The organism is Photorhabdus cinerea, assembly GCF_011189575.1.
Taxonomy (GTDB): Bacteria; Pseudomonadota; Gammaproteobacteria; order Enterobacterales; family Enterobacteriaceae; genus Photorhabdus; species Photorhabdus cinerea.
On the sequence record NZ_PUJW01000001.1, the window covers coordinates 234,010 to 257,766 of the forward strand.

The window sequence follows — 23,757 nt, forward strand, 5'->3', positions numbered from 1 at the left end:
ACTAGACATCCTTTGGCGAACGGGACACGATGTCGGACAGCGTTTCCGGGGACGCACTGCGATCCAGAATTTGCTGCAAAATGCGGGTGCGTTTTTGCTGCTCACGACGGTTCAGGAGGTAGGTCAATGTGCCGAGCAGGATACTGGCAAATACACCAATCAGGAACCCCCATTCGTACAGGGACAATCCGGTAAAACAGGCAATCAGGCCGGAAATACCGTACGTGGCATGGGAGTATTTATCATCGTTCATCCCTGCGGTGCCTCATGTCATTGTTTAATCAATGAACGCAGTGTATGGCAGGGTAAAAGGGGGGAGCGTTTGAGGGGGTTCAGCAGGCCAGTCGCCTGCTGGATGGCATGGTTTAGTGTGTCACAGATATCAGGGACATTTCAATCAAATAAACGTGACTGAGGGACAGCCTCCGCCGCCTGCTCACTGACCAGTTTCCAGCCAATGCGATCACTGAAGCCATAACGGGGGCACAACCGCGCCATCGCCTGACGGCGGGATAATCCCTCCTGGCATAATGCTGTCAGTTCCCCCAGAAAGCGGGCATTGCGCAGGGAACGAAACGCGGTTTCGCAGCGGGGAATGTAAAACGGCGCATCCCCTAAATAGCCCATCAACGTTTTACACTCCTCGTCAGTCAACACCTCACGTAACAGGCGATAGACGCCGCCGCTGCGTTCGGCGGCTTTGCCGGTTTTGGCGGACAGGGTTACGCCCCCAAAACGGCTAATCAGCCGGGCAGTGGCCGGATAACCAATAACGTCGATCAATTGCAGGGCGGAATCCGGTAGCAGGGATTCCAGTTGCGCTAATTCGGTGTGTTCGATAGTGATCTGCATGTTTCCCCCAAAAAACAAAACACCTGCCAAAAAATGGAAGGTGTTCAGTATTTCAGGTTTTGCGGCATTAGACAGGTTGAAGGGGTTCAGTGGTTACCTAAATATCTTGACTAAGATTAGAAGTAGATAATTGACGAATTTTTTCTTCATAATGTGAAGTTGTGTAAATCAGTAGAGCTGAACTATTTCCATTCGTATATCTTTTTGCTACAAAAATAGTATCATCATCAAAACCAAATGACACTGGTATACCAGTGGTTTTTGAGAGGGCAATTTGGTCTTGGTCAGGTCTAGAAGACGGGCGACCATATTTATGTTGCAAAGCCTCCATCAAGTAGGCGGTATCTGGGTCGACATCTATGCTTATTCTTTGAAATTTATTGTCGATAAACGTAAATATCGCTGTTGTTTTTTTCCCTGAAAAGTTGAGGTCATAACATACATAAGATGATACTTCTTTAATATTATAAACACTATTCTCTATTTTTTTATATGTGCATAATTTGGAATTAATCACATCATCAATAGATGAACCAAATTTAACACCTTTATAACCATCCACAGCCCAAGAACTCAGTGATAACGTTGATAGCATCAGCCCCAGTAAAACTCTTTTCATTCTCATCACCTCCGTTTAAAACAAATTACATTGATGATTTAGCGTATCAGAATATTTGTAACGCGATAAGAGTGACCACGCATGTCTATCACTAAAACCAAATATAGGGCACAGTTTGGAAATTGCCATCAATGCCGAATTCCCGTCATTGAGCAACTGGTTGAACTCCGATAAAAACCGCTGGTTACGCCATTCCCGCATGGCTGCCGCAGCATTGGGGATGTACACTTCCGTCCCAGCAAAATGCTGTGACAAACAGTCCGCGGCGGCGGCTCCGATGGCGTTCGCCAGCATTTTCTGGCGATGATGCCCACGGGGGTGCTTTCCCTGACTGAATGGGAAAGTGGTGCCGCCGAATGTCTCAATCAGTTTCAACGTTGCGGGATAACCGATCAGGGTGGCAATATGCCGGAGCGACTCCGGCAATAATTGTTGGACATGTTCCAGTGCTATTGGTTCTTTAGCCATTCTGCACCACCTTCCGCCAGTTTCAACGCCCGGCTATTGGACAGGTTATTCCGCTCCCGGCGGAATAACCCGATATACGCAACCAGATGACGGGCACAACCTGCGGGCAAATCAACCAGTTTTGCCAGTAATTGACGGGCGGCATCATCCTCCAGTACGGCATCCAGGTGAAAATCAGAATGGCAAATGGGGCAGCGACCAATTTTCATCAGGATTTCCCCCTATTGTATGCATCACACAGGGCATCATATCCCCGCCGTTCCGGCAGGTGCTGACCCCGCACATGCATAACGCCCAACATGAGCCGGCCGTGCCACTGTTTCAGGGACTCCAAAACCTGACAGGCCAGTGATTCATCCAGCCAGCCCACTTCGGCCACACCAACACCGCCATTGATTTTGGCGGTCTGGCGCTGGACAAACTGGTTCAGCGCCGTTTCAGAACCGTCAATCACAAATTTTTGTTGGTGCATGGTGATCCAAATAGCCCGGATTTTGGCAATTTCAGGCGCTCGCGGCTGCCCCTTTAAACCGGGTTTAACCCGTTGATATTCACGTTTTAAACGGCGTTTAAATCCACGTTCGACAAACACATCATAGACCGTTTTCAATTCCAGATGAGACAGACCGCGGCAGGATGTTTTGCCCGTCGCGGCAACCAGCGCCGCCCGGTAGGTTTCATCATCCAATTTGAGTTGGGTTTTGGCGATATGAATCAGGCGAATAAGCTGTTGACTGGTCATAAATCACCTCACTTATAGGCCACACAGCCGGAATGGCAGCCGCCACGTGGCCAGTCATTACAGCTATCACAGAGATCGCGCTCTGGGATTTCAGGTTGTGCAAATGCCGCACAAATATTATTGGCCGCGGCGATGATGGTCGCTAATTGCGCCTGACTGAGGGTGGTGCCGGGGTGCTGGTTGCTAATTTCTATCGCAATGGCGGCAACCAGTGAAAGCTGTTTAATCATGATCTTCCTCCTGTTCTGTCTTGAAGGGCAAATCCCTAAATTGAGCCTTTGCAAGAAGAACGCCGACTCTGAATGCACGTTGTTCTTCGGGAGTTTTACATTGAAAAATTTTGCCAATTTGAAAATCCATCTTCTTATCAGCATGCTCGATTAATAAATCACAGCCCTCATTGGCAACATCATGCCAGTCAACAATTTCTTGTTTTAATAATGCTAAATCAATGCTCATTATTGCCCCCACACGTACAGGTTCCCACCATGGCATAGAAGAGTGCTGAGGGTGCGCCTGCCGGATTAACAGCACTCAGAGGTAACGAATACAGTTTCTTGCCGGAACGCACCGCCACTTGTTCACCCTGTATTTGCTGAATGCGCCCCTTGACGGTTTTCATCTGGTAGGTGATACGGTTGCGGGTTTCCCGGCGGGTTGTGTGAGTAAAGGTCACGCGGTCGCCCACTGACAACGCGGAACGATCAACCGATTTGAATTTCTCGCACGCTGTGCATTGGTGACGTGGATTCATAACGCCTCCGTTAATTCATGGTAACGGTTCATAAAAGCAGACAAGGCTTGTGGTGGGGTGAGTGGCATGATGGCGATATCGTCACTGGCGCAAATCCCCGTCAGGATAGGCCAGGGCTTTCCCGCTATATCAACATCCAAATCGCGGCGTTCTGTCGCCAGCATCACTAAGTCAGCGTGCTTGACTGCATCGCTAGTGAGGACTGGCAGATTAAATTTCAAACGGATAATGGCATCAATACGCCGTTCAATAACCTGATAGGAGGGCAGCAGAGCCTTGAGTGGGCTGGGGAGATCTTTACAGTAAGCTTCTGCGGCATCATGCAACAGACCTTCCAGCGCATACTCAGGCGGAACGAGCTGGCTAACGTAAATGCTGTGCTGGGCAACAGAATAGAAATTTTGGATTTGGCCGTTAAAGCGGCATTCATTTGCCAGACCCTGCGCAATATCACGAATATCAATATCAGCAGGCGTGACATTGGAATAGTTCAAATGACGTCCTGTACGGGTCACAATATAAGAATAAGACATAACTTCCTCATTAATTTAGCTGAATTTTGGCGTAAACCAACCCCTGGCAGATTTACGCCATATTAAAAAGTATTTAATTTTTAGTTTGTTACATTAAGCCGGTGTTAAATGTTCAATTCGGACTAAATAAGGTTCGGTACTGATTTCCACCACGGTCATATTATTTAAGTCCTGCGCCCGCTCAATCGTTCTGACGGTCTGGCCGCCCCGTAAAACCCGGTTAGGCTGATAGATAAAACAGTGCCCTATCGGGAAACGCTGGTTAAACTGCGGCGCTTTCATCCGGCTTTCCCCATTCCCTGGTGGCGGCGTTTTGACAAAATGCGCAGCGCCGTTCTGCCCAGATACGTGCCATTGCGCTGCGGGCATAATGCGCCGCGTTATCCCATAGCATTGCTGCATTCAGATAATCGGTATTGCGTTCTGCATGGGCGGCAACGGATGAGTAGGCAGCATAGTGATTGCGTCCGGCCATCTCACACCCCCGCGATATCGAGAGCAATGGGGCGGTACTGGTCAGTATCCCGGATACGCTCATACACCCGTAGATAGGATTTACTGCCCACCACCTGTAAAGCTTCACCAATGGCCATCATGGCTTTCCCCCAGCGCTCATCGTCGATATCCAGACGACGCAGAGCCAGCACGCGCCCGGTGTTAATGTCGCCTTCTTTGTCGGTGATAAAGGCCTGATTAATCAGCACCTGAATTTCCGGGCGGGCATTTTCCGTCCAGTCTGCCAGACATTCATCAATCAGGGTCTTGGCTGCCTGCAAACGTTCATCAAAGGCAATTCTGTCCTGCATGGCACGCTGGATTTTGTAGTCCCCATCGTAGGAATACAGCGTGACATTGCCTTTTTTGCCGCCTTTGACTGCGCCGTACTTCTCGGCAGAGAGATCAACAAACGCCTGTATATCCGCAAATCCCCGTAATTTAAGCTCTTCGAGCACTTCATTCGCCCGAAAAGCCATCTGCACAAGCTCCCCTACCAGCGCGTCACGCTCAAAGTCGATTTCTTTGATGATTTCCACCGGAGTCAACACCCCTTTCGCATCGATCCAATAGCCGTCCGGTGCGGATTTTTTAGTAAATTGTTGTATTTTCGTTGACATGTTTTTTCCTGATTACGTTAAAGTTAGTGAAGATTATGTTGTGTGGCGGCCTGATGCATGACCAAACCTTCGCTATGGTTCTTAAGCAATTCACCAATCGCACTGTACAAACTTTCGGCTGCACGGTATTCCTGGTGGGTGAATTCCCCGGCAACGGCTGCGCCTGCTTGCAGCTCATGCCGCAATTCCCCCGACTCACTGGTAATTAAGATCTCAATTTTTACTGCCATGATATTGCGCCCCTTAATGTAAAGATTCCGACCAATAAACCTGACAACCACCCTGATTAAAAATCCCCTGTTTAAACTGCCCCTGACCAAAATGCAGATAAGCGGCCTGACCCTCACGGATCAACTGCTCACAGTAAGCGTGACGGGCAATGTGGATACGGGGGCGGTTATCCCGCATCATCACACTGAGGACAGTGATACCCCGCTCAGATAACGCGGTGACCACCGATTCCGCCTGAATCAATGCGGACAACAATTGGCTATTTTGGGTATCCAAATCAATTAACATATGTGCCTCATTAATTAATCAGCATTTTTGAGAATTCGTTAATCATGCCGACGTCAACGGGCTGCCCGCTCAACTGGCTGGCACGGGACACGCCCCGCAGGTATTTAAACAGCCGCCGCGCGTTCCCTTTGCACGCCTTAAACAACGCCTGACGGATATCATCCCCGTCAACCTCCGGCAACAGGCTGCTGGCAATCTGTTGAATGTCCGCTTCCGGCAGGCTGTCCCCCATTGGCAGGGCAAAACCGACACGGCTATAAAGCTGCTTATACTCGCCGCGCTTGCCTTTCAGGTTGAGTATCAGGCGAGGCATGCCCGCCAGAACGATACCTACACCGGATTTATCATGGATACGGCGCAGGGTTTCCAGTGCGCGGTACGGCAGGTTTTCCGCTTCATCCACCAGGATAATTCGCCCAGATCCACGCAGGGCAGTGATGCACGCCTCGCTCATGTCGTGCAGGTTGCCGCGACGATTGACACCCAGACGATTGCACAGTTCCTCCAGTATCACGCGGGCGGTGTAGCCGGGGTCAGTTTCAATCAAAATGGCATCCGCATTGGTTCGGGCATACTCTCGCATGACCATCGTTTTCCCCATGCCCGCATCGCCATAGATAACGTTGATTTCACCGTCCATATGCGCCAACCTGATCACCTCAAGTCCTTTACGTGCGGTATAGGTTGGAATAAATTCAGGAACAATCTGGCGGAGTTTTGCCCGGTCACGTTCACGCCGGATAAACTGTTGCAGTTGGTTTTCCAGCGTGGCGGTATCACCGTTGTATTTACCCTGTAAATACTGGTTAATCATGGCAGTACTGCGACCAATGCCCCGCGCAACTTGCGCCTGAGAAAAGCATTTTTCGTCCATTAATTCCGTCAGTTCTTGAACAAGAGACATCATAACCCCCTAAAATATTAGTAATTGCCTGCATCTTTCATATGCTGCTCAAATTCCGTTTGCAGGAAGGAATAGCTGCGGTTCGGTATTGCTGTTTTTTCTGGCGCTGGAATAAATCCGCCAAAGTCCGGCAAGGGCGTGGATTCCAGGACAGGCCGCGCCTCGGCCTCAATCTCCTGGCGCTTATCTTCAACCCGCGCCAGGCGGCGATTGCGTCGCGCCTCAACAGCCTGCGCCATTGCTGTGGTTGGCACGGCGGCCACCCGGTTACCGTTCCAGATAGCGGTACAAACATAGGTGCCATCCATTTTGCGGATGATGACCTCATTAGCATCATGAATGTCATACGCCACGCGCACACTCTCACCGTCCACCTGGATCAGATTCTCAGCAAAATACTGGTTGTTGTTGAACTCGACCCAGCCACGCTGGGCGCTCCGCTGAACTTCGGGCATAAACATCTCACGCAATTCGATTTGGGTCAGATATTCGATTTCATCCCCCTCGGTCTCCAGCACGGCACGGCGGTACGTCGCTGCGGTCAGATGGCGGCCATTGTGTTTTGGCAATTCGCTGTGCTCATGCTGGGTGTTGTAACGCTCAACTTCCTCCTCAATCGCATCCAGCAACTGTTGCCATGACGGCAGTTTTGCCAGCGCGGCCTGTTGGACGGCATTCAGTTCCCGCTGGTTTTCCAGTGCCTTCACGGCGGAGTTAATCCGGCGATCGGTCAAACGGACATGCTCACGGTCAGCACCTAACCCGTTATAGGTCTGGAATTTCTGGGCGATGCGCCGGGGGATCACCGCATTCAGGCGTTCGATAATCCCACGAGCCTGCGGGTTGCCCGGAATCCCCGTCATATGGCGGATGCCTAAGCGCGGGAAAATCCCTGTAATATCGGCATCCAGCGTTTTGTTGGTCTGGCCGCCGCCGTTATCGGAATAGACGAACAGCGGCTTGCCGTGATGCTTCATGGCATGACGATATGCTGAGGCCACGGCGATCGTGCTTTCGGATAAATCCAGCGACCAGCCAACCACATAGCGGGTACGGCCATCAATCACTAACGTCAGTTCCGGGGTAAATGGACGCCCGTGAATGGGGTGCGCCACTTTCAGGTTCAAACTCTTACCGTCACTGATCCAGCAACCATTCACCGGCATCTGTGACCAGTCCCGTTTTTGGTAGGTTTCCAGCGCACGGGCAGCCGATCCGGTGAGCCTGCCGCGCGCTTTCTCCCGTTTCGGTAATTTTGCCATCACCCGTCGTACGGCATCATATGAGGGCTGCGTTTCCAGCATGGCGGGCTGGTCAGCATAGACCTGTTGCCATTCCTCGCAGAAGCTGCGGTAGGCAGCCTGTAATGACGGGCCATTGACATTACGATAATGCGACAGGAACATAGGAAACCACTGCACGTGTTCTGGCCGCACCTCTTTATTATGGCCGGGTGCCAGTAGCGCCAGTCGCTCATCCCCATTATTGGTGCTTTGGTATATCGTGACCCACTCCTGCAAGGCACGGGTTCCGACACCACGACGGCGCCCCTTGCGGGCATTGGCGCAATCGGCGGCCGACTGTAACGCACTGGGTAGCGTGCCCTGACGTGACCCGTCAGAAAGATACTGCACCGCCGCCGAACGGGACATGCCCGCATCACGTAAGTTCAAAACTTCCAGCGCCAGCAGGGCGCGGGCATCTGCGACGTTCCGTTGCTGTGCTGTCAGTGTGGCCAGTTCGCGGGACAATAATGCCGGGCACTGGCGCATTAACTGCAATTCATCCAACGGACTCACGGGCTGCGCAACCGGGGTATTGATCGCATCCTGATTGACGGGCTGCGCCAGTACGGCCGCAAAATACTGGCGGCGTACTGCCTCCCGTGCGGCATCCGGTAAACAATCAATATGGTACTCCATCGCCTTACTTCCCTGACGCTGGCGAACAAACCCAGGGTTATCCCCGGTTAACCGGTTCAATGCCATACGCATCCCCTGAACCGAACCGGGCAATGCAGGCAATCCTATTAACTCATTCGCTGTCAGAAACATAATCACATCCTACGTTTGTATGAGTAACGACTGGGCCAAATATGTTCCGGTGTCGTCCCCAGAACATCCGCAATAATTTGCTCCCCTTTGGGATAAGAACGAGCCAAGGCATTTTTTAATGTGTCAGGGGCTAACCCTGCCGAGGTTGAAAGTGCTCTCATTGTGAAACCTGCTTTGTGTATAGCCGCCACAATATCAATGCGATGCCAATCAACGGGAATTACCACTTCATTTCCATTCATATTTCGACTACCCTAAAATATTATCCACGCGGATAATCCGCTGGGGTTATCCGTCTGGATACAGTATTGATCCACAAGTGAGTCATGTAAAGCAAAAAAATCACTTTCTTTTCTCACATGTGAATCAAGTCAAAGTTAATCTTATTTTTCCCTTATAAATCAACATGTAAAAAGAAAAGAAAATGAATGGAAAGAAAATAGCTGAAGTTTCCTTTGTCGAGCCGACAAAGGAAAGTATTGCAGGAAGGTTAAAGCAACTGATAGGTGATCGCAGTATTAGGGCTGCTGCGAAAGATTGGGGGTTGTCTTTTTCTACGTTAAACAATTACTTAACAAGAGGAACAGAGCCATCGCTCAATGTGGCACTAAAGATATCACAAGTGGAGCAAGTGAGCGTAGAGTGGATCGCCGCAGGTACATCTGAAATCACAAGCAGAAAAGACTCCTTGTCATTTATGGAGCAAAAGAAAGACGAACAGTTATCTACTGCATGGCAATATGTATTTGAATCGTTATCTGCCAAAGATATCAATGAGTTATTGAGATTAATTCACCGAAAAGGTGTAGAGGGATTATTAACAATGACACAAACACCTCAAGTAAAACAAGATGTTGAGGATGCTATCAATTCCTTGCCTATTAGAGACACGTTAAAGCAAGCAATTAGGATTGCGTTGCCTGGTGATGAAGCGATGGACAAAGAGATTTTGCGCCGCATTAGCAATGATGAAAGGAGCGTGGAACCTGAAACTGGTATCGTTCAGGCGGTAAATAAAAATGCAGGGTGATTATGATATTTGATATTTATTCAATCACCCTGTAAATGCTGTTTAAACATTATCAAACTACGATCAAAACAGTGCAGAATTAAACGCATAAAATAACAAAAATTATCAATTCTCGCTGAATAGTGCAAAATCGCCTCTTCCCCCTATACCTCAATCATATCAAGGCCTTTCGGCCAAATCCCTATCTTTTTATTTAATGCAGAATTGATCACCTCCCCACAAAGATTACTCAAATCGCTACCAAATTACTTTTACTTACCGGATTAAGAACAATAGAACTGCGAGCCTCTACTTGGGCAGAAATTGATTTCGATAAAGCAATTTGGGAAATCCCACAAGAACGCATGAAAATGCGTCGGCCTCATATCGTCCCCCTTTCCGAACAGGCTTTGACCTTGCTGAAAGAGCTGGAAGCGATCACAGGCCGATTTAACTTTGCTTTTCATGGCAGGAATGATGCAAGTAAGCCAATGAGTGAAGCCGCCATTAATCAGGTTCTTAAACGTATTGGTTATGATGGAAGGGCAACAGGCCACGGATTCCGTCATACCATGAGTACAGTTTTGCATGAACAGGGCTATAACACTGCATGGATTGAGACACAACTTGCGCATGTTGATAAGAACAGCATCCGAGGAACTTATAACCACGCCCAATATCTAGATGGTCGTCGGGAAATGCTGCAATGGTATGCCGACTATATGGATGTACTCGGACAGGGCGAAAATGTGGTGCAGGGCAAATTTAAGAAACGAGCTTAGCTGTATGAATAGAAAGCGATAATTGCCTTTAGCAGACTACCCAAGACGTTAAAGAATAAAGCTATGCCTAGGGTCGCTCCCGAAAATCCGTACACCTCTACGGGCTGGCATATCTCCTACCGATAGTTATTTCTAACTAAAAATAGTTAAATATTAAAATTATCAGACATAATACATTCTTTGTATGAAGCAAATTACTATTCTAATGTGATGATCTCACATTATGACTTCGGTTTAATTATCCCTGTTCTAATCACGTCTAGAAACATCAAATATGGACAAGTTAACAAGGGGTTTATATGCCAGCAATTACCGAATCTAAAGAAAATTTTATTCGCTTGCCAGAAGTCCAACGAAGAACCGGTTACAGTAAAGCATGGATCTACAGGCTCATTGGGGAAGATAAGTTTCCTAGACAGGTTAAAATTGGGTCTCGTTCAATAGCTTTTATTGAATCAGAAGTTGATGGTTGGATAGCTCAACGTATCGCAGAATCTCGCGGTGAAGATGATGTAATGAAAAAATACACTCAACCACCCGAAAACCAGAAAAAAGCACAGTAAATAAAAATGATGGTAACGAAAAGCATGGCTAATAACCGTGATGGGGTTTTCTATGCCAAAAATCAGGAAAATAATATTTCAACCATTTATAAAATGGTTAGTTGGGTAACAAAAGAAAAGGATAGCCTTGTGAAAGCTACCCTTAAAATGATTAACTTTTTATTTTATAGAATAAATAAATTGGTGAGCCTAGTTAATGAAATTTACTCAATTCAACCTTTTGGTTCAATTCCTAAATTAAGGAGTTTTTCACGGCAGGCATCTTTAACCCATGCGCTAAAGTTGCCTTTTCCTGCAACAAAATCTATTTGCTCAAGTAGCTCATCTTCGAAGCGAATGTGCTTCATTGTGCTGCCTGAGCGATCGAATGATTTTTTTTCTTTTTTCTCTTGCATTGGTAACTACCGCCGTTATAATGAGTTCAGGTATGGTAACTACCATATTTTATCAAAGCAATCCTTGAATGTAAAAATAACAATGCCTCGTAGTGCTGGAACACCAACGAGGCATCTAACCACCAACGATAACGATAGTATCGAGGTAGCTATGTACCAATATACCTTCCCAACCGGAAAGGGCAAAGCCCGTTTATCTGAAATTCCCTCTATGCCTCTTATTTCTATTCAGGAGGTAAGCCATGCGTGATAACCCTATCTCATTAAAACAGGCGGTATATCGTGCGAGTTTGGCAACGTCTTTATTTACATTCATTCTCGAAAAATCTAAGGGCGAGTGCTCAATAGACTTAAATAACTTGATTGCACTGGCGCGTGATATTAATCAGGAAGTTCAGCATGCGCTTTTGAAACATTCACCGAAGCCATTAATGTTGAAATTGCTGAGCTACTCCATGCATAAGCAATCTATTCCATTAGATCAGGCAATGTACCGTGCGGGGTTGGGGATCTCTTTATTTAACATCATTCTCGACCAAACCAGCAATAATTGTTCAACCGAATTACATGATTTAATTTCACTGGCCTGTGATATCAATCAGGAAGTTTATCACGCGCTTCAAGCGGCTGTTTATGAGGAATAAATCATGAAAAAAACCTCTTCACATGGATATAACAGCCGCAAAAACAACGAAGTAATCCGCCCGATAGATTTTATCCATACGGTGAAGAAATCAGCCATAAATCACTGGCAAAACCTTTTGCCAGCCTGTGGCGTTGGTGTTCCCGCGAAGGGTAAGCATGGTGCTTGCCCGATATGCGGCGGTACTGATCGTTTTCATTTTATGGATGATAACAATAACGGTGACTGGCATTGTCGCCAGTGTGACCAGCCGAATCACGGTGATGGGTTGGATTTAGTGGCAAGAGCTAAAGGGATCACTGTTTTTGCAGCGGCTAAGTTGGTTTCGGGCGCATTGGCACTGCCCTTACCGGAACCTAAGCCCGCCAAAGAAAAGCCTCGAACAGTGAAACTTATTGCGGAACGTATCGCGGCATTGGTGGCAACCTCTGTCACGGGGAAATCTCAATATCTGGCGAAAAAGGGGCTGCAATGCCCCAATCAACGGCTATTGAAAGATGGCTCGCTATTGCTGGTGACTCAGACGCTTGACGGCATAATCACGGGCGCTCAGACCATCAAGCCGAACGGGGAAAAGCGCCTTGTTTCCGGTACGCAGAAGAAAGGCAGCTTTATCCCCTTATCCAAAATTACCGGAACGCCGGACATTTTCATCATCACCGAAGGTTACGCCACTGCTTTAACGGTCAGGCAATTACATAAAGGTGTCGTGCTGGCGGCGATTGATGAAAGCAATTTATCTATAGTTGCCGAGCTAGTCAGAACTCAGTGGCCAGATGCGAAAATCATTATTGCTGCTGATAATGACTGGCACGAGCCGGACGAACGGGACAAAAACGGCAGGCTGAAAAAGAACGTTGGCAAGATTGCGGCAGAGAAGGCCGCTATAGCGATTAGTGGCTGGGTAACACTACCGTCAACGGCATTGAAAGTCGATTGGGACGATTATCGCCAGCATCACGGCATTGAGGCAGCAAAGCAGGCATTTAATAACGGGTTATATCAGGTTGGGGAGAAAAGACTAATGGAAGCAGAAGCGGTGATCCACGAATCGAAGCCAAAAAAAGCCAACAACAATCTGGCACAAATGGCAGCCAGTCAGCGCGGGGCGTTGGTGGTCGAGCGCTATGGCGAGGTCGCGGTCAATCCAGAAAGTGATATGGTTTACCATTTTAACGGAACGACATGGCAGACCGTATCAGATAATGAGTTGCGTCGCGCAATGGTGGCAATCTTTGACCAGCACGAAACCCCTTACAGCCCGAACGGGATCAACAACGCTATCTGTGCCATGAAATTACAAGTGCCGGTTATCGGCGAACAGCGGCAGGATTTAATCGGATTTCGTAATGGTGTATATGAATTATCGACACAACAATTTACCCCACATCAGCCGGAACATTGGCTAATGAACCATAACGGCATTACATTCACCCCGCCTGCTATCGGTGAAAATTTGCCGGATCATGCTCCTGATTTTTACCGTTGGCTATCCCATGCGGCGGGAAGCAATGAACACAAAATGAATCGCATCAAAGCCGCCCTGTTTATGATCCTGGCAAACCGCTATGACTGGCAGCTATTTATTGAAGTGACGGGCGAAGGTGGTAGCGGTAAAAGTATCTTTACCTATATAGCAACACTATTGGCAGGAGAGCATAATACAGCCAGTGGCAATATGAGAGCATTGGATGAAGCCAGAGGCCGCTATCAATTTGTCGGGAAAAGCCTGATTACGCTACCCGATCAAGTTAAATATGTGGGTGAAGGGGCAGGCATTAAGGCGATTACAGGCGGCGACCTAATTGAAGTTGACGGAAAATATGAGAAGCAATTTTCTACAGTCATTAAAGCGGTAGTATTAGCCACCAATAACGAGCCGATGAGCTTTACGGAACGTAACGGCGGGATTGCACGGCGTAGGGTGATATTCCCGTTTAATATTCCGGTCAAAGAATCCGAGAAAGACCCACAATTGCCGGAGAAAATCAGCCGGGAACTGCCTGTGATTATTCGGCATTTGTTAAGCGAATTTGCCGACCAGAATAAGGCTAAAAAGCTGCTACAGGCGCAACGCGATTCTAATGAAGCGTTAACGGTGAAAAGCAATTCCGATCCGCTGTATCGCTTTTGCGGTTATCTGGTGTCTGTCAATGAAGCTACTGGGATGAAGATGGGCAATAAGAATATCAGCCCACGCGCACCGAGGCTGTATCTGTATCATGCTTATTTGTCTTTTATGGAAGCGCACGGCTTTGAACGTCCGTTGACGCTAACCAAGTTTGGCGAATCCATTCCCAAAATTATGCTGGAGTACCGCAAGGAGTATCGAAAAGTGCGAACCAATAAAGGTTACTCTTATAACGTTGAATTATCCGAAGAAGCAGAAGAGTGGCTACCGTCTGTGCCTGAGTTACGAAACAATTAAGCCTGCTGTATAAAATTTTTAGGTTTAGGTCTGCATTCCATGCACTATTTTAAATATCTATCTGTATTTAAAGGGAAATAATAGGTGTATAGTTATTTTTTAGCTATACACTACTATACATTCTCTTCATTAATGTAAAAAAATGAGTGAACAGATGATACAGTTAATGAATATCATATTAATTACCGTAAACCCAGATGTAGCAAGGCTTTCAGAGTATTATGCAGAGGGTGCATAACTGAGAGCGTGAAAAAGATTTTTAGGGGGGCTTTTATAGGAAATAAAAGCTCCTATCTGAACAGCACAGTCATAAGAGTTCATACAATGTATCTTCTTGAGTAAATGAACTCCACCCGCCGTCACCATAATCACTTGATAACCAGCCAGTTTCTTTAATATCTCTTAATAAATTCAGCTTTATTTCTTCCATTGCATGATATTCAGGAAACGTAATTTCTTCAAAATTAATAAGATTTTCCAATTTATTCCTTTCTTGTTCTGCTATTTTTTTATCATTGTAGAGGTTGATAGAATCACGATATGTTTGACCAAATCCTTCTGCATATCTGGATACAACATAACCAGTTGAATCTAAGCTGTAACTACTCTGGATAGCTTGAATTTCGAGAGTTTCGCGCAAAACTCCGTCTTCTTGATTCATTTGGCTGGAATACTCTTTTTTTGCTTGCTCTGCCAGTTGTTCAGTTTCAAAGATGCCAATAATGAAACTTGGCCCTTGATATGGGGATATTTTTAAAATCAAAAAGTAATATTCAATACTATTCATTCCAGATTTCCTTTAATACTTTCTAATTATATAGATTAAAATAACCAATAATAATAAATGTTTCTTGGTTTTAATAAAATTAAATATTAAAAAGAAATATAATATCGTTATTTTCTTTTTTCGCAATATGATATATTGAAAAAATAAGGTTGGTCTCGTTTATAAAATATATTTTTGTATTGAATTCCCTGAATATATAATTTCCTTTTATTCCCATGTTATTGTGTGATTACTCATCACAAATCGATGACTTTCTATTATTTCTCATGGTGTTAAAAATTACAGCTAATCTAACTCGATTATATTTTATATAGAGACACTATGAAAAAGTTACTTGAATTACGCCAGCAAAAATCTACCCTAACAAATCAAATGCGTTCCCTTCTCACCAAAGCCGAAGATGAAAAACGCTCACTAACCAATGATGAAGTCAAACAGTTCGACGAACTGCGCAGCCAGTCCGATACCCTGAACGCGGAAATTGCCCGTTATGAAGCACTGTCTGATGAAGAACGTAATCAGGCAGGTAAACCCCAGCCGATCAGCAAGAACCTCAGCAATGACGAATTGCGTCACTATATTCTGGCCGGAGAAACCCGCACTTTGTCTACGGGCGTTCCGTCAGAGGGCGGCTATACCGTTATCCCTGAACTGAATAAGCAGATCATGCAGCAATTGGCTGATGAATCTGTCATGCGCCAAATCTGTACGATTAAAACCACACGCAGCAACGAGTATAAGCAGCTTGTTTCGGTTGGTGGCGCAGCAGTGACACACGGCGAAGAAGGCAAGGCACGTGGCGAGACAACCACACCGAAGATGGAAGAAGTGAGCATCAAGCTGTTCCCTATTTACGCTTATCCCAAGACCACCCAAGAGATTATCGATTTTAGCGATGTAGATGTTCTGGGCTGGCTGACCTCAGAGATTGCCGATACGTTCGTGGATACCGAAGAAACGGATCTCGTGAGTGGTGACGGTAGCAAGAAAGCGAAAGGCTTCCTGTCCTATCCCCGTGACACCCAAGCCGACAAGGTGCGTGATTTTGGCACATTGCAAAAACTGGAAGCTACCACGCTTGAGGCTGATAGCCTGATTGATCTTAAGTTCCTGCTTAAGAATAAATACCGCAAGAATTCTGTATGGGTGATGAACTCCAATACTGCCGCCCAAGTGCAAAAACTGAAAAATGGCAATGGAGATTATATCTGGCGGGAACGTTTACAAGCGGGCGATCCTGATATGTTACTGGGCTTGCCTGTTCACTACCTAGAATTTATGCCCGATGGTGTGATTGGTCTGGGTGACTTCAAACGCGGTTATTTCATCGTTGACCATGAAACAGGCATCCGCACCCGCCCCGACAATATCACCGAGCCGGGATTTTATAAGGTACACACCGATAAATATCTGGGTGGCGGTCTGGTGGACTCCAATGCAATCAAGATCCTTGAAGTGAAAACCACGTCGAAATAAGCGAAAGGGGCGAAAGTCCCTTGTTGGGAGTCCATAAAATGAATAACGATTTTGAAATCCGCACGGCTTCCCTGTCTGCCTGTGATAAGAAACTGACAGGCTATGTGATTAAGTGGAACAGTCGATCCCACGTTTTATGGGATGAATTTGTGGAACAGTTTGCCCCAAATGCTTTTAGCGCCAGTTTAACTTCGGGGGCTGATGTCAGGGCACTGTATGAACATGACCACATGAACCTGTTAGGACGTACCACGTCCGGTACGTTACAGCTTGCCGAAGATGCCACCGGATTACGCTTCGAGTTAACGCCGCCTGATACGCAACTGGGGCGCGATGTGCTGACTTTGGTTGAGCGCGGTGATATCTCCGGTATGAGCTTTGGATTCAGGGCACTAAAAGATCAGTGGGATGTCGGTCAAACACCGTATATCAGAACCGTCTTGGAAGCTGAATTGCGGGAAATCACTGTCACCAGCTTACCCGCTTACCCTGAAAGTGGGGTAGAGATTGCCAAGCGTTCGCTGAATGCCGTCAAGCCTAATCATGTTGATTTGCGTTATTACTGGCTGCAACTGTCCGAGGTGTGATTATGTGGCCTTTTAAGCGAAAAGACACGGAAACCCGCAGCATGAGCATGGATGAGTTTCTTTCTCTGGCGGGCGTGTCTAACACCAAATCGGGCGAGCATGTTTCCCCGTCTACGGCGGAGGGCTTACCTGCGGTGATGAATGCTGTCACGGTGATCAGTGAAGCGGTCGCTACCATGCCCTGTTACCTTTATCGGGTTCAGCACCAGAGCGGGACAGAATCCCGCGAATGGCTCAGTGATCACCCTGTAGATTATTTGCTGAATGAATGCCCGAATGATTGTCAAACGCCGTTTCAGTTTAAGCGAACCCTGATGCGTCATTGCTTACTCAATGGCAATGCTTATGCGGTGATTGTCTGGGGACGGGACGGTCAGCCACAATCGTTGCATCCTTACCCACCGTCAACGGTTGTACCACAACGATTATCGGATCACCGGTTCGCGTACACCATCACCGAACCTTATAGCGGCAAGGTAAAAACCTACTTACAGGAAGAAATCTTGCATCTGCGCTATGCCACCGAAGACGGTTTTCTTGGACGCTCACCTGTGACTATTTGCCGTGAAACTTTAGGTCTGGGACTGGCACAACAACGCCACGGTGCCAGCATCATGAAAGACGGCATGATGGCGGCAGGGGTAATTAAATCCGCTGATTGGTTAGATGGTACAAAAGGCGCTAAGGCACTGGAAGCTCTAGAGCGTTACAAGGGCGCTCGCAATGCAGGGAAAACGCCGATCCTTGAAGGCGGGATGGAATACCAGCAATTAGGCATGAGTAACCAAGATGCGGAGTGGCTGGCTTCCCGCCGTTTCACGATTGACGATATCGCCCGTATGTTCAACGTCAGTCCAATCTTTCTGCAAGAGTATTCAAACAGCACTTACAGCAACTTTAGCGAAGCGTCCCGCGCCTTTCTGACCATTACCATGCGCCCGTGGCTCGCCAACTTTGAACAGCAAATCAAATCGGCCTTGCTGATGGTATCTCCGAAACGGGGGATTCGTTATCAGGTGGAGTTTGATACCGCCGACTTGCTTCGCGCCAATCCGAAAGAACGCTTTCAAAGCTATGAGACAGCGATTAAGTCGGGGGTGATGTGTCCGAATGAAGCCCGTGAACGTGAGGGACTCGCTCCCCGTGAAGGGGGAGATGAATTTAGTCAGGCATGGAAGCAAACGGTAGAAATCAAGAAACAACCGGAGGGCAAGGAATGAGGGCAGGCAGATTGAGGCATCGGGTGACTATCCAGAAATCCGAGCAGTCACGCGCTCCGTCAGGGCAGGTTATTGACAAGTGGGTGGATGCCGCCACCGTCTGGGCAGAAGTGAGGGCGATTAGCGGGCGTGAGCGTTTGGCATCCGGTGCCGTGCTCTCTGAGGCCACTGTACGTATCTGGCTGCGTTACCGTGATGACGTGACCACCGCCAATATCATTCTCTATAACGGGGCTAATACCAGAGGAACTGCTTTTGACATTGTGGCGGTTATCCCTGATGCGAAATGTACCCGCTTAGAACTGCTTTGTAAGGGAGGGGTATTCTGATGAACCGAATTGAAATTCCCCTGAATGAAATCAAACAGCATTGCCGGCTGGATGAAAGCGACACGTTTGATGATGCCTTATTGATGGGCTATGCCGAAGCCGCGCTGGAAGTCTGCCAGCAACATATTGGCAAGCGGTTTGATAACGGATTGGCCTTTACCCCTGCTATTAAGGTGGGCTGTCTGCTTTATATCGGTTTGCTGTATGAGAATCGGGAGATGGCAACGGATGCCGATCTTAAAGAGGTGCCTTTCACCATTAAATCATTGTGGTCTGTCTATCGTGATGTGGGAGTTTACTGATGCCGTGGCAACCTTTAAAGCGCTGTAGCTATCCTAATTGCCGTGAGCGTGTGAAGTCAGGCCGTTGTGAACAACACCAACGGGAAGCCCGACGGCAGCAGGACAAACAACGGGGAACCCGAACCCAACGAGGCTACAGTAACCGATGGGGACACTATCGGCTGCAATACCTGAAAGCGAATCCGTTGTGCGTCCACTGCCTACAGCAAGATATCTATGCCTCTGCAACGATTGTGGATCACATTATCCCGATACAGGGTGAAGCTGATGTATTGTTCTGGCCTGAATCCAATCATCAATCGTTATGCCCTCCCTGCCATAACCGCAAGACCGTACAGATAGATCCTATCACCAAAGCGAAGCGCAAACAGGGTATCTATCAGGAACGGGAAACAGAAGCGGCAAAGCGTCGCGGTTGGTTAGTCGCAGAATAATAACAAATGAAATAGTGGGTGGGGGTATCAAAAATGACAAACGCGCTTCTCAGCGGAACCGACCCCCTCCTTCAATTTTTACGCATGGCAGTTTTTTTGAAAATAAAATCACAAGGGAGACAGAAAATTATGGCAAGGGCACCCAAACCCCCGACGTATCTTAATGACATTGCCGCCAGTCAGTGGAAATCCAAGGCAAAAATCTTAGGCGAACGGGAAGATCTGACCGCCGCCGACTGGAACAACTTAGAACTGTACTGCGTCAACTATGCCATTTACCGAAAAGCGGTGGCAGACCTTGATATCAGAGGCTTTAGCATTGTGAACAGTCAGGGTAGTGAAAGCCGTAATCCGTCATTGAGTGCCAAAGCCGACGCTGAAAAAATCATGATAAAAATGTCTTCATTACTGGGTTTTGATCCGGTATCACGGCGGAAAAATCCGGTGGAAACGGAAGAAGAGGACGAGCTAGACCGACTATGAACGCATGGGAACAATACGCTTTTGATATCGAAAACGGCACCATTCCGGCCTGTAAACGGGTAAAACAGGCGATAAAACGCTACCTTAACGACCTGAATAACCCGCTTTATGTGTTTGATTCGGAGGTGGTAGAACGTTTTATTGCATTTTCCCGTCACTGTCCGCATGTCAAAGGCCACTTGCGGGGCAAACCCATTATGCTTGAACCGTGGCAGCAATTCGCCTTTGCTAATCTGTTCGGCTTCAAAGTTAAGACTACAGGTCGCCGGAAATATCGCAGTGCTTACATTCAGGTGCCGCGCAAAAATGCCAAATCTACCGTTGCCGCGATACTGGCTAACTGGTTTCTGGTGATGGAGGACGGGCAGCAGGATATCTACACCGCCGCCGTGAGCCGTGATCAGGCGCGTATTGTGTTTGATGATGCCCGCCAGATGTGTCTGTTATCAAAACCGCTCAAAAAACGGGTGACTGTCCAACAACACAAAGTCACTTATGCAAAGAGCAACAGCCTGTTAAAACCATTGGCAGCCAAAGCCGCCACCATTGAAGGGACTAATCCCAGTCTGGCAATTGTCGATGAATATCATTTACACCCTGATAACGCGGTGTATTCTGCCCTTGAATTGGGAATGGGCGCACGTCCTGAAGGTATCCTGTTTGCCATTACTACAGCGGGTAGTAACATAATCTCAGCTTGTAAACAGCACTATGATTATTGTTGCCAGATACTGGAGGGCGAAGAGCAAAACGCATCGCTGTTTGCCCTGATCTACGAGCTGGACGACGAGAACGAAATTGATGATGAAACACTTTGGATCAAGGCTAACCCCAATCTCAATGTCTCGGTAGACAGTGACGCATTGCATGACACGATACAGAAAGCCTGCGGCATTCCGTCACAATGGACGGAGATGTTAACCAAACGCTTTAATATCTGGTGTCAGGGTGAAACACCGTGGATGGGTGAAGGGGCATGGAAAGCCTGCCAGACAGATTATGATGAAAGCGACCTAAAAGGGTTAGAGTGTTACGCCGGATTAGATTTATCCTCAACAGGGGATATCACCAGTATCTGTTACACCTTCCCCGTGGATAACGAACTGTTATTACTGACCCGCCATTACCTGCCCGAAGCCCAGTTACAGAATCCTGCCAATAAGAATCGGACAGTGTATCGTCAATGGGCGCAAATGGGCTGGATACGTACCACAACGGGCGACTGTATTGATTATGATCGTATCCGTGATGATATTTTACGGGACAGCCAGCACTTTGATATCAAACTGGTGGGCTTCGATACATGGAATGCCACGCATCTTAGAACACAATTACAGGGCGCAGGGATTGAGGTTGAGCCATTCCCGCAAACCTATATGCGCTTTAGCCCCGTGGCGAAATCGGCTGAGGTGTTTGTTAATCGCAAAGTCATTCGTCACAACGGCGATCCGGTGTTGGCATGGGCGATAGCCAACGTTGTGATGGAAATGGACGCAAACGCCAATATAAAACCGAATAAGAAGAAATCAGCGAATAAAATCGATCCTGCGATTGCATTTCTGATGAGCTTTGGCACATGGCAGGCAGAGCATGAAGAGTTTGCGTTTAGTCTCAGTGAAGAACAACAGCAGAAATTAGCTTCTTTTGATGGAATATAGATTATTTTATGTACTATAATTGTTCTCTTAACCTATGGACTTGGATATTTATTAGGATTGATTTATGCAAAAAATACATGAACTAGTTCTTCAAAATTTCAATGCATTAAATACATCAGCACTGCATTCTAGCGATGAATGTAAAATTAAAGATACATTGAAATTTTTAAAGAAAGAAAATTGTGAATTATCTTCTCAAAGCCTCAATAACTGGGCTACATTGAGTGGATGGGATCCTAAATTCACTAAAAAAGTGAATGAATGGCTGCTAAAAATTAATTCAGGTGGTCGTGTGGTTATTAAGCATAAAAACTATGGGATGAGTGATAGTTTTAAACGAGAATTACTTGCATTGAAAGTGATTTAATTTAGATAAATTATCTGAGGGTTTGCATTCAAGCCCTCAGTGAAATAGGTAAATATTTTATTTAAGAATAATTGATGTTATTTGAATTTTTGTTGCCAAGTTTCTATCAAAAATAATGACATAGTACCAGCCATATTAACTGCTAATGCAGCATGTCTGGGGGATGGTTTCACTCCTCTTTTCCCTTGTCCATGAGAATCACCTAGTCTATTTCGTAAAGTTCCTAGTCCTCCGACAACAGAAGAGCAACCTTTTAATATCTGCTTATAAACAATTTCATCATGCTGGTTGGCTGAAATTTTCAATTCAGTAGCTACAAGTTTATATAAATCTTGTAGATCGCTATTCTTGTTATATTCAGTTTTTTGTTCATCAAGAATATGCTTACATACTGTCTCTATTAGTGTCCGAGAAGCTGTTATTGCGCCATCAGGATCAGTTAATCTCCTATCAAGAGCTTTAGCCCAAGCAGCATTGACTCCAACAGCATCATAACTTTGTAAGCCATCAGTGATAGTTTGGTCAGCAGCAGCGAGGCCTGTTCCTTCTATATGTTCTAAAAGAGGATTAAATTCCTTCCAAATATAATCACGCCTTTCAGCATAAGTATTAAATCTTGGCTTTATAAAGTGCCAAAATTGATCGGGATCTCGACAGGTTTTAACAAATGATGGTAGTAAACTTGAGTAAGCCATAGATCCTACTAGAAAATTTCGTAGAATCTTATATTCTTGCGAGTCATATTCACCATGAGTAGCACGTGCGATTAAGATATATATAAATGCTTCTGTTTTTTCCTTGTCGCTTAATGTATCGATATTCATGTTAGTTATTTTTATCTGAAATGAAGGGCAGCAGCACCTTAACATATTTCATGGTCTATAACGCAAAAAGTTAAGCGTTTATACTGATTTGCTTATTGAACCAGATAAACCAATCAGTTAAAGTACCTCCGCCACTGGCAAAATCCAATGGTCAAGGTTTCGCAGCCTTGAAAGAGTAACCCACTGGTAGGAAATTTCTACCAGTGTGCCTGTTATCGCCCTTTCAATGGTGGTTCAGGCAGGGGAGGCTTCGGCCTCGCCGGATGGTTACTCCCGGTACTGCGAACCCTGTTTGAATCGCCACCATCAATTTTCTCAATTAATGGAAGGGGTAGCAGGAATGAATAACGTTAAAAATGACTGGCACCAAGCCGACATTATCGCTGCATTGCGTAAGCGTGGTACAACCTTAGCGGCCGTTTCTCGTGAGGCGGGACTCAGTTCATCTACATTGGCAAATACTCTTAGCCGTCCGTGGCCTAGAGGCGAATGGATCATCGCTAATTATCTCGAAATACATCCCTCTGAAATTTGGCCTAGCCGCTATTTTGATCAACGCGGTCAGCTTATTGAGCGAAAGGTTAGAAATAAACCACAACAATAATTACTTACCCAATGTTATTTATTTTGTGAAAAGAATAATTTTTGATATGAGCCTTGAGATTAAAAATGGAGCAATATCTAACCATTTTTTAAGATCAAGGTTTTTTTGTTCTTGTGTGCTGCTTGTTTTGTACAGCAATTACATTAACTCGTTATACTTTCTATTACTTTGAAAAGGTATCCTATAGGTATCCTTGAAAAAGAAAAGGACTCACGAATTTGACGCAAATCCTTGATAATTATGGTGGGTCGTGGGAGGTTCGAACTCCCGACCAATTGATTAAGAGTAAATAATGTATTTTTAATC

General features: G+C 46.4%; 36 protein-coding genes and 1 pseudogene. 16 read left to right on the forward strand and 21 right to left on the reverse strand.

The annotated features are described in order from the left end of the window. Position 1: 1 nt before the first annotated feature. The 18 genes from C5469_RS00990 to C5469_RS01075 form a co-directional block, all read right to left on the reverse strand. Positions 2-253 carry a phage holin family protein gene (locus tag C5469_RS00990; RefSeq protein WP_166301101.1) on the reverse strand — a complete coding sequence of 84 codons (252 nt, stop codon included), beginning with the start codon at positions 251-253 and terminating at the stop codon, positions 2-4. Between the two features lie 140 nt (positions 254-393). Next, positions 394-852 (reverse strand): mor transcription activator family protein, encoded by a 459-nt coding sequence (locus C5469_RS00995; protein WP_166301104.1) that lies wholly within the window; start codon positions 850-852, stop codon positions 394-396. Positions 853-949: 97 nt separating this feature from the next. After that, on the reverse strand, positions 950-1,471 hold the full coding sequence (locus C5469_RS01000; protein WP_166301108.1) for a hypothetical protein: 522 nt from the start codon (positions 1,469-1,471) through the stop codon (positions 950-952). Positions 1,472-1,486: 15 nt separating this feature from the next. Further along, entirely contained in the window at positions 1,487-1,939 is a 453-nt protein-coding gene (locus C5469_RS01005; protein WP_166301111.1) for a Mor transcription activator family protein, read from the reverse strand. Next, the gene (locus C5469_RS01010) at positions 1,921-2,148 is read right to left on the reverse strand and encodes a hypothetical protein (protein ID WP_242689347.1); all 228 of its coding nucleotides are present in this window, start codon (positions 2,146-2,148) and stop codon (positions 1,921-1,923) included. The genes C5469_RS01005 and C5469_RS01010 overlap by 19 nt, the downstream gene beginning before the upstream one ends. Then, positions 2,148-2,681, reverse strand: a complete 534-nt coding sequence (locus C5469_RS01015) for a gp16 family protein (RefSeq protein WP_166301113.1) — start codon at positions 2,679-2,681, stop codon at positions 2,148-2,150. The genes C5469_RS01010 and C5469_RS01015 overlap by 1 nt, the downstream gene beginning before the upstream one ends. A gap of 8 nt (positions 2,682-2,689) precedes the next feature. Then, a complete protein-coding gene (locus C5469_RS01020; RefSeq protein WP_166301116.1) occupies positions 2,690-2,911 on the reverse strand; it encodes a hypothetical protein in 222 nt (73 codons plus the stop codon). Continuing rightward, on the reverse strand, positions 2,904-3,140 hold the full coding sequence (locus tag C5469_RS01025; protein ID WP_166301119.1) for a hypothetical protein: 237 nt from the start codon (positions 3,138-3,140) through the stop codon (positions 2,904-2,906). Before C5469_RS01025 ends, C5469_RS01020 begins: the two co-directional genes overlap by 8 nt. Continuing rightward, positions 3,130-3,357, reverse strand: coding sequence for a hypothetical protein (locus C5469_RS01030; protein ID WP_166301122.1), 228 nt, complete (start codon positions 3,355-3,357; stop codon positions 3,130-3,132). Before C5469_RS01030 ends, C5469_RS01025 begins: the two co-directional genes overlap by 11 nt. Before the next feature lie 74 nt (positions 3,358-3,431). Then, positions 3,432-3,968, reverse strand: coding sequence for an HD family hydrolase (locus C5469_RS01035; protein WP_166301125.1), 537 nt, complete (start codon positions 3,966-3,968; stop codon positions 3,432-3,434). A gap of 93 nt (positions 3,969-4,061) precedes the next feature. Beyond that, positions 4,062-4,250, reverse strand: coding sequence for a hypothetical protein (locus C5469_RS01040; protein WP_166301128.1), 189 nt, complete (start codon positions 4,248-4,250; stop codon positions 4,062-4,064). After that, positions 4,231-4,443 (reverse strand): ANR family transcriptional regulator, encoded by a 213-nt coding sequence (locus tag C5469_RS01045; protein WP_166301131.1) that lies wholly within the window; start codon positions 4,441-4,443, stop codon positions 4,231-4,233. The genes C5469_RS01040 and C5469_RS01045 overlap by 20 nt, the downstream gene beginning before the upstream one ends. Position 4,444: 1 nt before the next feature. Further along, positions 4,445-5,083, reverse strand: a complete 639-nt coding sequence (locus C5469_RS01050) for a DUF3164 family protein (RefSeq protein WP_166301133.1) — start codon at positions 5,081-5,083, stop codon at positions 4,445-4,447. Between the two features lie 23 nt (positions 5,084-5,106). Further along, positions 5,107-5,313: a hypothetical protein gene (locus C5469_RS01055; protein WP_166301136.1), complete on the reverse strand. Its 207-nt coding sequence runs from the start codon at positions 5,311-5,313 to the stop codon at positions 5,107-5,109. 13 nt (positions 5,314-5,326) lie between these two features. Continuing rightward, a complete protein-coding gene (locus C5469_RS01060; RefSeq protein ID WP_166301139.1) occupies positions 5,327-5,602 on the reverse strand; it encodes a hypothetical protein in 276 nt (91 codons plus the stop codon). 10 nt (positions 5,603-5,612) lie between these two features. Then, entirely contained in the window at positions 5,613-6,506 is an 894-nt protein-coding gene (locus C5469_RS01065; protein WP_166301142.1) for an AAA family ATPase, read from the reverse strand. A gap of 17 nt (positions 6,507-6,523) precedes the next feature. Then, complete coding sequence (locus tag C5469_RS01070) at positions 6,524-8,560, reverse strand: Mu transposase C-terminal domain-containing protein (protein WP_166301145.1); 2,037 nt, start codon at positions 8,558-8,560, stop codon at positions 6,524-6,526. A gap of 2 nt (positions 8,561-8,562) precedes the next feature. After that, on the reverse strand, positions 8,563-8,802 hold the full coding sequence (locus C5469_RS01075) for a helix-turn-helix domain-containing protein (RefSeq protein WP_166301148.1): 240 nt from the start codon (positions 8,800-8,802) through the stop codon (positions 8,563-8,565). A gap of 182 nt (positions 8,803-8,984) precedes the next feature. On the opposite strand from C5469_RS01075, the gene C5469_RS23405 reads away from it, so the two are divergent. From C5469_RS23405 to C5469_RS01090, 3 genes and pseudogenes are all read left to right on the forward strand, one after another. Next, positions 8,985-9,590 (forward strand): XRE family transcriptional regulator, encoded by a 606-nt coding sequence (locus C5469_RS23405; RefSeq protein ID WP_242689348.1) that lies wholly within the window; start codon positions 8,985-8,987, stop codon positions 9,588-9,590. A 224-nt stretch (positions 9,591-9,814) separates the two neighbouring features. Then, positions 9,815-10,351 (forward strand): annotated as a pseudogene (locus tag C5469_RS01085) (tyrosine-type recombinase/integrase); the annotation flags it as partial. A 299-nt stretch (positions 10,352-10,650) separates the two neighbouring features. Beyond that, positions 10,651-10,914 (forward strand): helix-turn-helix transcriptional regulator, encoded by a 264-nt coding sequence (locus C5469_RS01090; protein WP_051870627.1) that lies wholly within the window; start codon positions 10,651-10,653, stop codon positions 10,912-10,914. Between the two features lie 212 nt (positions 10,915-11,126). On the opposite strand, the gene C5469_RS01095 is transcribed toward C5469_RS01090, so the two are convergent. Continuing rightward, positions 11,127-11,309, reverse strand: coding sequence for a YlcI/YnfO family protein (locus tag C5469_RS01095; RefSeq protein ID WP_038196713.1), 183 nt, complete (start codon positions 11,307-11,309; stop codon positions 11,127-11,129). Between the two features lie 82 nt (positions 11,310-11,391). Here C5469_RS01095 and C5469_RS01100 point away from each other — a divergent pair, with 82 nt between their 5' ends. Genes C5469_RS01100 through C5469_RS01110 form a run of 3 tightly spaced genes read left to right on the forward strand, consistent with a single transcriptional unit; the run spans position 11,392 to position 14,380 of the window. Further along, positions 11,392-11,559 (forward strand): hypothetical protein, encoded by a 168-nt coding sequence (locus tag C5469_RS01100; RefSeq protein ID WP_166301151.1) that lies wholly within the window; start codon positions 11,392-11,394, stop codon positions 11,557-11,559. Beyond that, positions 11,552-11,953: a hypothetical protein gene (locus C5469_RS01105; RefSeq protein ID WP_166301154.1), complete on the forward strand. Its 402-nt coding sequence runs from the start codon at positions 11,552-11,554 to the stop codon at positions 11,951-11,953. Before C5469_RS01100 ends, C5469_RS01105 begins: the two co-directional genes overlap by 8 nt. Before the next feature lie 3 nt (positions 11,954-11,956). After that, positions 11,957-14,380, forward strand: coding sequence for a primase-like DNA-binding domain-containing protein (locus tag C5469_RS01110; RefSeq protein ID WP_166301157.1), 2,424 nt, complete (start codon positions 11,957-11,959; stop codon positions 14,378-14,380). Positions 14,381-14,687: 307 nt separating this feature from the next. On the opposite strand, the gene C5469_RS01115 is transcribed toward C5469_RS01110, so the two are convergent. Then, positions 14,688-15,167 carry a hypothetical protein gene (locus tag C5469_RS01115; protein ID WP_166301160.1) on the reverse strand — a complete coding sequence of 160 codons (480 nt, stop codon included), beginning with the start codon at positions 15,165-15,167 and terminating at the stop codon, positions 14,688-14,690. A gap of 321 nt (positions 15,168-15,488) precedes the next feature. Here C5469_RS01115 and C5469_RS01120 point away from each other — a divergent pair, with 321 nt between their 5' ends. From C5469_RS01120 to C5469_RS01160, 9 genes are all read left to right on the forward strand, one after another. Then, complete coding sequence (locus tag C5469_RS01120) at positions 15,489-16,643, forward strand: phage major capsid protein (RefSeq protein WP_166301163.1); 1,155 nt, start codon at positions 15,489-15,491, stop codon at positions 16,641-16,643. Between the two features lie 38 nt (positions 16,644-16,681). Next, positions 16,682-17,230: an HK97 family phage prohead protease gene (locus C5469_RS01125; protein ID WP_166301166.1), complete on the forward strand. Its 549-nt coding sequence runs from the start codon at positions 16,682-16,684 to the stop codon at positions 17,228-17,230. Positions 17,231-17,232: 2 nt separating this feature from the next. After that, a complete protein-coding gene (locus C5469_RS01130) occupies positions 17,233-18,450 on the forward strand; it encodes a phage portal protein (RefSeq protein ID WP_166301169.1) in 1,218 nt (405 codons plus the stop codon). Next, complete coding sequence (locus C5469_RS01135) at positions 18,447-18,779, forward strand: phage head closure protein (RefSeq protein WP_166301172.1); 333 nt, start codon at positions 18,447-18,449, stop codon at positions 18,777-18,779. The genes C5469_RS01130 and C5469_RS01135 overlap by 4 nt, the downstream gene beginning before the upstream one ends. Beyond that, on the forward strand, positions 18,779-19,081 hold the full coding sequence (locus C5469_RS01140; protein ID WP_046335581.1) for a head-tail connector protein: 303 nt from the start codon (positions 18,779-18,781) through the stop codon (positions 19,079-19,081). The genes C5469_RS01135 and C5469_RS01140 overlap by 1 nt, the downstream gene beginning before the upstream one ends. After that, positions 19,081-19,515: an HNH endonuclease gene (locus C5469_RS01145; protein WP_166301175.1), complete on the forward strand. Its 435-nt coding sequence runs from the start codon at positions 19,081-19,083 to the stop codon at positions 19,513-19,515. Before C5469_RS01140 ends, C5469_RS01145 begins: the two co-directional genes overlap by 1 nt. Before the next feature lie 129 nt (positions 19,516-19,644). Then, positions 19,645-19,998 (forward strand): phage terminase small subunit P27 family, encoded by a 354-nt coding sequence (locus C5469_RS01150; protein ID WP_166301178.1) that lies wholly within the window; start codon positions 19,645-19,647, stop codon positions 19,996-19,998. Continuing rightward, positions 19,995-21,656: a terminase large subunit gene (locus C5469_RS01155; protein ID WP_166301181.1), complete on the forward strand. Its 1,662-nt coding sequence runs from the start codon at positions 19,995-19,997 to the stop codon at positions 21,654-21,656. Before C5469_RS01150 ends, C5469_RS01155 begins: the two co-directional genes overlap by 4 nt. A 64-nt stretch (positions 21,657-21,720) precedes the next feature. Next, a complete protein-coding gene (locus C5469_RS01160) occupies positions 21,721-22,023 on the forward strand; it encodes a DUF1889 family protein (RefSeq protein ID WP_166301184.1) in 303 nt (100 codons plus the stop codon). A 77-nt stretch (positions 22,024-22,100) separates the two neighbouring features. Here C5469_RS01160 and C5469_RS01165 read toward each other — a convergent pair whose 3' ends face one another. Further along, positions 22,101-22,847 (reverse strand): abortive infection family protein, encoded by a 747-nt coding sequence (locus tag C5469_RS01165; RefSeq protein ID WP_166301187.1) that lies wholly within the window; start codon positions 22,845-22,847, stop codon positions 22,101-22,103. Between the two features lie 340 nt (positions 22,848-23,187). Between C5469_RS01165 and C5469_RS01170 the strand changes: the two genes are divergently transcribed. After that, a complete protein-coding gene (locus C5469_RS01170) occupies positions 23,188-23,451 on the forward strand; it encodes a helix-turn-helix domain-containing protein (protein ID WP_166301664.1) in 264 nt (87 codons plus the stop codon). Positions 23,452-23,757: the final 306 nt, after the last annotated feature.

Coding starts and splice junctions, on each gene's coding strand:
- C5469_RS01015 (WP_166301113.1), bottom strand. CDS start 2,681: ATGACCAGTCAACAGCTTATTCGCCTGATTCATATCGCCAAAACCCAA.
- C5469_RS01095 (WP_038196713.1), bottom strand. CDS start 11,309: ATGCAAGAGAAAAAAGAAAAAAAATCATTCGATCGCTCAGGCAGCACA.
- C5469_RS01135 (WP_166301172.1), top strand. CDS start 18,447: ATGAGGGCAGGCAGATTGAGGCATCGGGTGACTATCCAGAAATCCGAG.
- C5469_RS00990 (WP_166301101.1), bottom strand. CDS start 253: ATGAACGATGATAAATACTCCCATGCCACGTACGGTATTTCCGGCCTG.
- C5469_RS01140 (WP_046335581.1), top strand. CDS start 18,779: ATGAACCGAATTGAAATTCCCCTGAATGAAATCAAACAGCATTGCCGG.
- C5469_RS23405 (WP_242689348.1), top strand. CDS start 8,985: ATGAATGGAAAGAAAATAGCTGAAGTTTCCTTTGTCGAGCCGACAAAG.
- C5469_RS01105 (WP_166301154.1), top strand. CDS start 11,552: ATGCGTGATAACCCTATCTCATTAAAACAGGCGGTATATCGTGCGAGT.
- C5469_RS01035 (WP_166301125.1), bottom strand. CDS start 3,968: ATGTCTTATTCTTATATTGTGACCCGTACAGGACGTCATTTGAACTAT.
- C5469_RS01125 (WP_166301166.1), top strand. CDS start 16,682: ATGAATAACGATTTTGAAATCCGCACGGCTTCCCTGTCTGCCTGTGAT.
- C5469_RS01020 (WP_166301116.1), bottom strand. CDS start 2,911: ATGATTAAACAGCTTTCACTGGTTGCCGCCATTGCGATAGAAATTAGC.
- C5469_RS01040 (WP_166301128.1), bottom strand. CDS start 4,250: ATGAAAGCGCCGCAGTTTAACCAGCGTTTCCCGATAGGGCACTGTTTT.
- C5469_RS01005 (WP_166301111.1), bottom strand. CDS start 1,939: ATGGCTAAAGAACCAATAGCACTGGAACATGTCCAACAATTATTGCCG.
- C5469_RS01045 (WP_166301131.1), bottom strand. CDS start 4,443: ATGGCCGGACGCAATCACTATGCTGCCTACTCATCCGTTGCCGCCCAT.
- C5469_RS01050 (WP_166301133.1), bottom strand. CDS start 5,083: ATGTCAACGAAAATACAACAATTTACTAAAAAATCCGCACCGGACGGC.
- C5469_RS01130 (WP_166301169.1), top strand. CDS start 17,233: ATGTGGCCTTTTAAGCGAAAAGACACGGAAACCCGCAGCATGAGCATG.
- C5469_RS01155 (WP_166301181.1), top strand. CDS start 19,995: ATGAACGCATGGGAACAATACGCTTTTGATATCGAAAACGGCACCATT.
- C5469_RS01055 (WP_166301136.1), bottom strand. CDS start 5,313: ATGGCAGTAAAAATTGAGATCTTAATTACCAGTGAGTCGGGGGAATTG.
- C5469_RS01110 (WP_166301157.1), top strand. CDS start 11,957: ATGAAAAAAACCTCTTCACATGGATATAACAGCCGCAAAAACAACGAA.
- C5469_RS01115 (WP_166301160.1), bottom strand. CDS start 15,167: ATGAATAGTATTGAATATTACTTTTTGATTTTAAAAATATCCCCATAT.
- C5469_RS01065 (WP_166301142.1), bottom strand. CDS start 6,506: ATGTCTCTTGTTCAAGAACTGACGGAATTAATGGACGAAAAATGCTTT.
- C5469_RS01100 (WP_166301151.1), top strand. CDS start 11,392: ATGCCTCGTAGTGCTGGAACACCAACGAGGCATCTAACCACCAACGAT.
- C5469_RS01120 (WP_166301163.1), top strand. CDS start 15,489: ATGAAAAAGTTACTTGAATTACGCCAGCAAAAATCTACCCTAACAAAT.
- C5469_RS01075 (WP_166301148.1), bottom strand. CDS start 8,802: ATGAATGGAAATGAAGTGGTAATTCCCGTTGATTGGCATCGCATTGAT.
- C5469_RS01070 (WP_166301145.1), bottom strand. CDS start 8,560: ATGTTTCTGACAGCGAATGAGTTAATAGGATTGCCTGCATTGCCCGGT.
- C5469_RS01010 (WP_242689347.1), bottom strand. CDS start 2,148: ATGAAAATTGGTCGCTGCCCCATTTGCCATTCTGATTTTCACCTGGAT.
- C5469_RS01160 (WP_166301184.1), top strand. CDS start 21,721: ATGCAAAAAATACATGAACTAGTTCTTCAAAATTTCAATGCATTAAAT.
- C5469_RS01170 (WP_166301664.1), top strand. CDS start 23,188: ATGAATAACGTTAAAAATGACTGGCACCAAGCCGACATTATCGCTGCA.
- C5469_RS01060 (WP_166301139.1), bottom strand. CDS start 5,602: ATGTTAATTGATTTGGATACCCAAAATAGCCAATTGTTGTCCGCATTG.
- C5469_RS01150 (WP_166301178.1), top strand. CDS start 19,645: ATGGCAAGGGCACCCAAACCCCCGACGTATCTTAATGACATTGCCGCC.
- C5469_RS00995 (WP_166301104.1), bottom strand. CDS start 852: ATGCAGATCACTATCGAACACACCGAATTAGCGCAACTGGAATCCCTG.
- C5469_RS01145 (WP_166301175.1), top strand. CDS start 19,081: ATGCCGTGGCAACCTTTAAAGCGCTGTAGCTATCCTAATTGCCGTGAG.
- C5469_RS01090 (WP_051870627.1), top strand. CDS start 10,651: ATGCCAGCAATTACCGAATCTAAAGAAAATTTTATTCGCTTGCCAGAA.
- C5469_RS01165 (WP_166301187.1), bottom strand. CDS start 22,847: ATGAATATCGATACATTAAGCGACAAGGAAAAAACAGAAGCATTTATA.
- C5469_RS01025 (WP_166301119.1), bottom strand. CDS start 3,140: ATGAGCATTGATTTAGCATTATTAAAACAAGAAATTGTTGACTGGCAT.
- C5469_RS01000 (WP_166301108.1), bottom strand. CDS start 1,471: ATGAAAAGAGTTTTACTGGGGCTGATGCTATCAACGTTATCACTGAGT.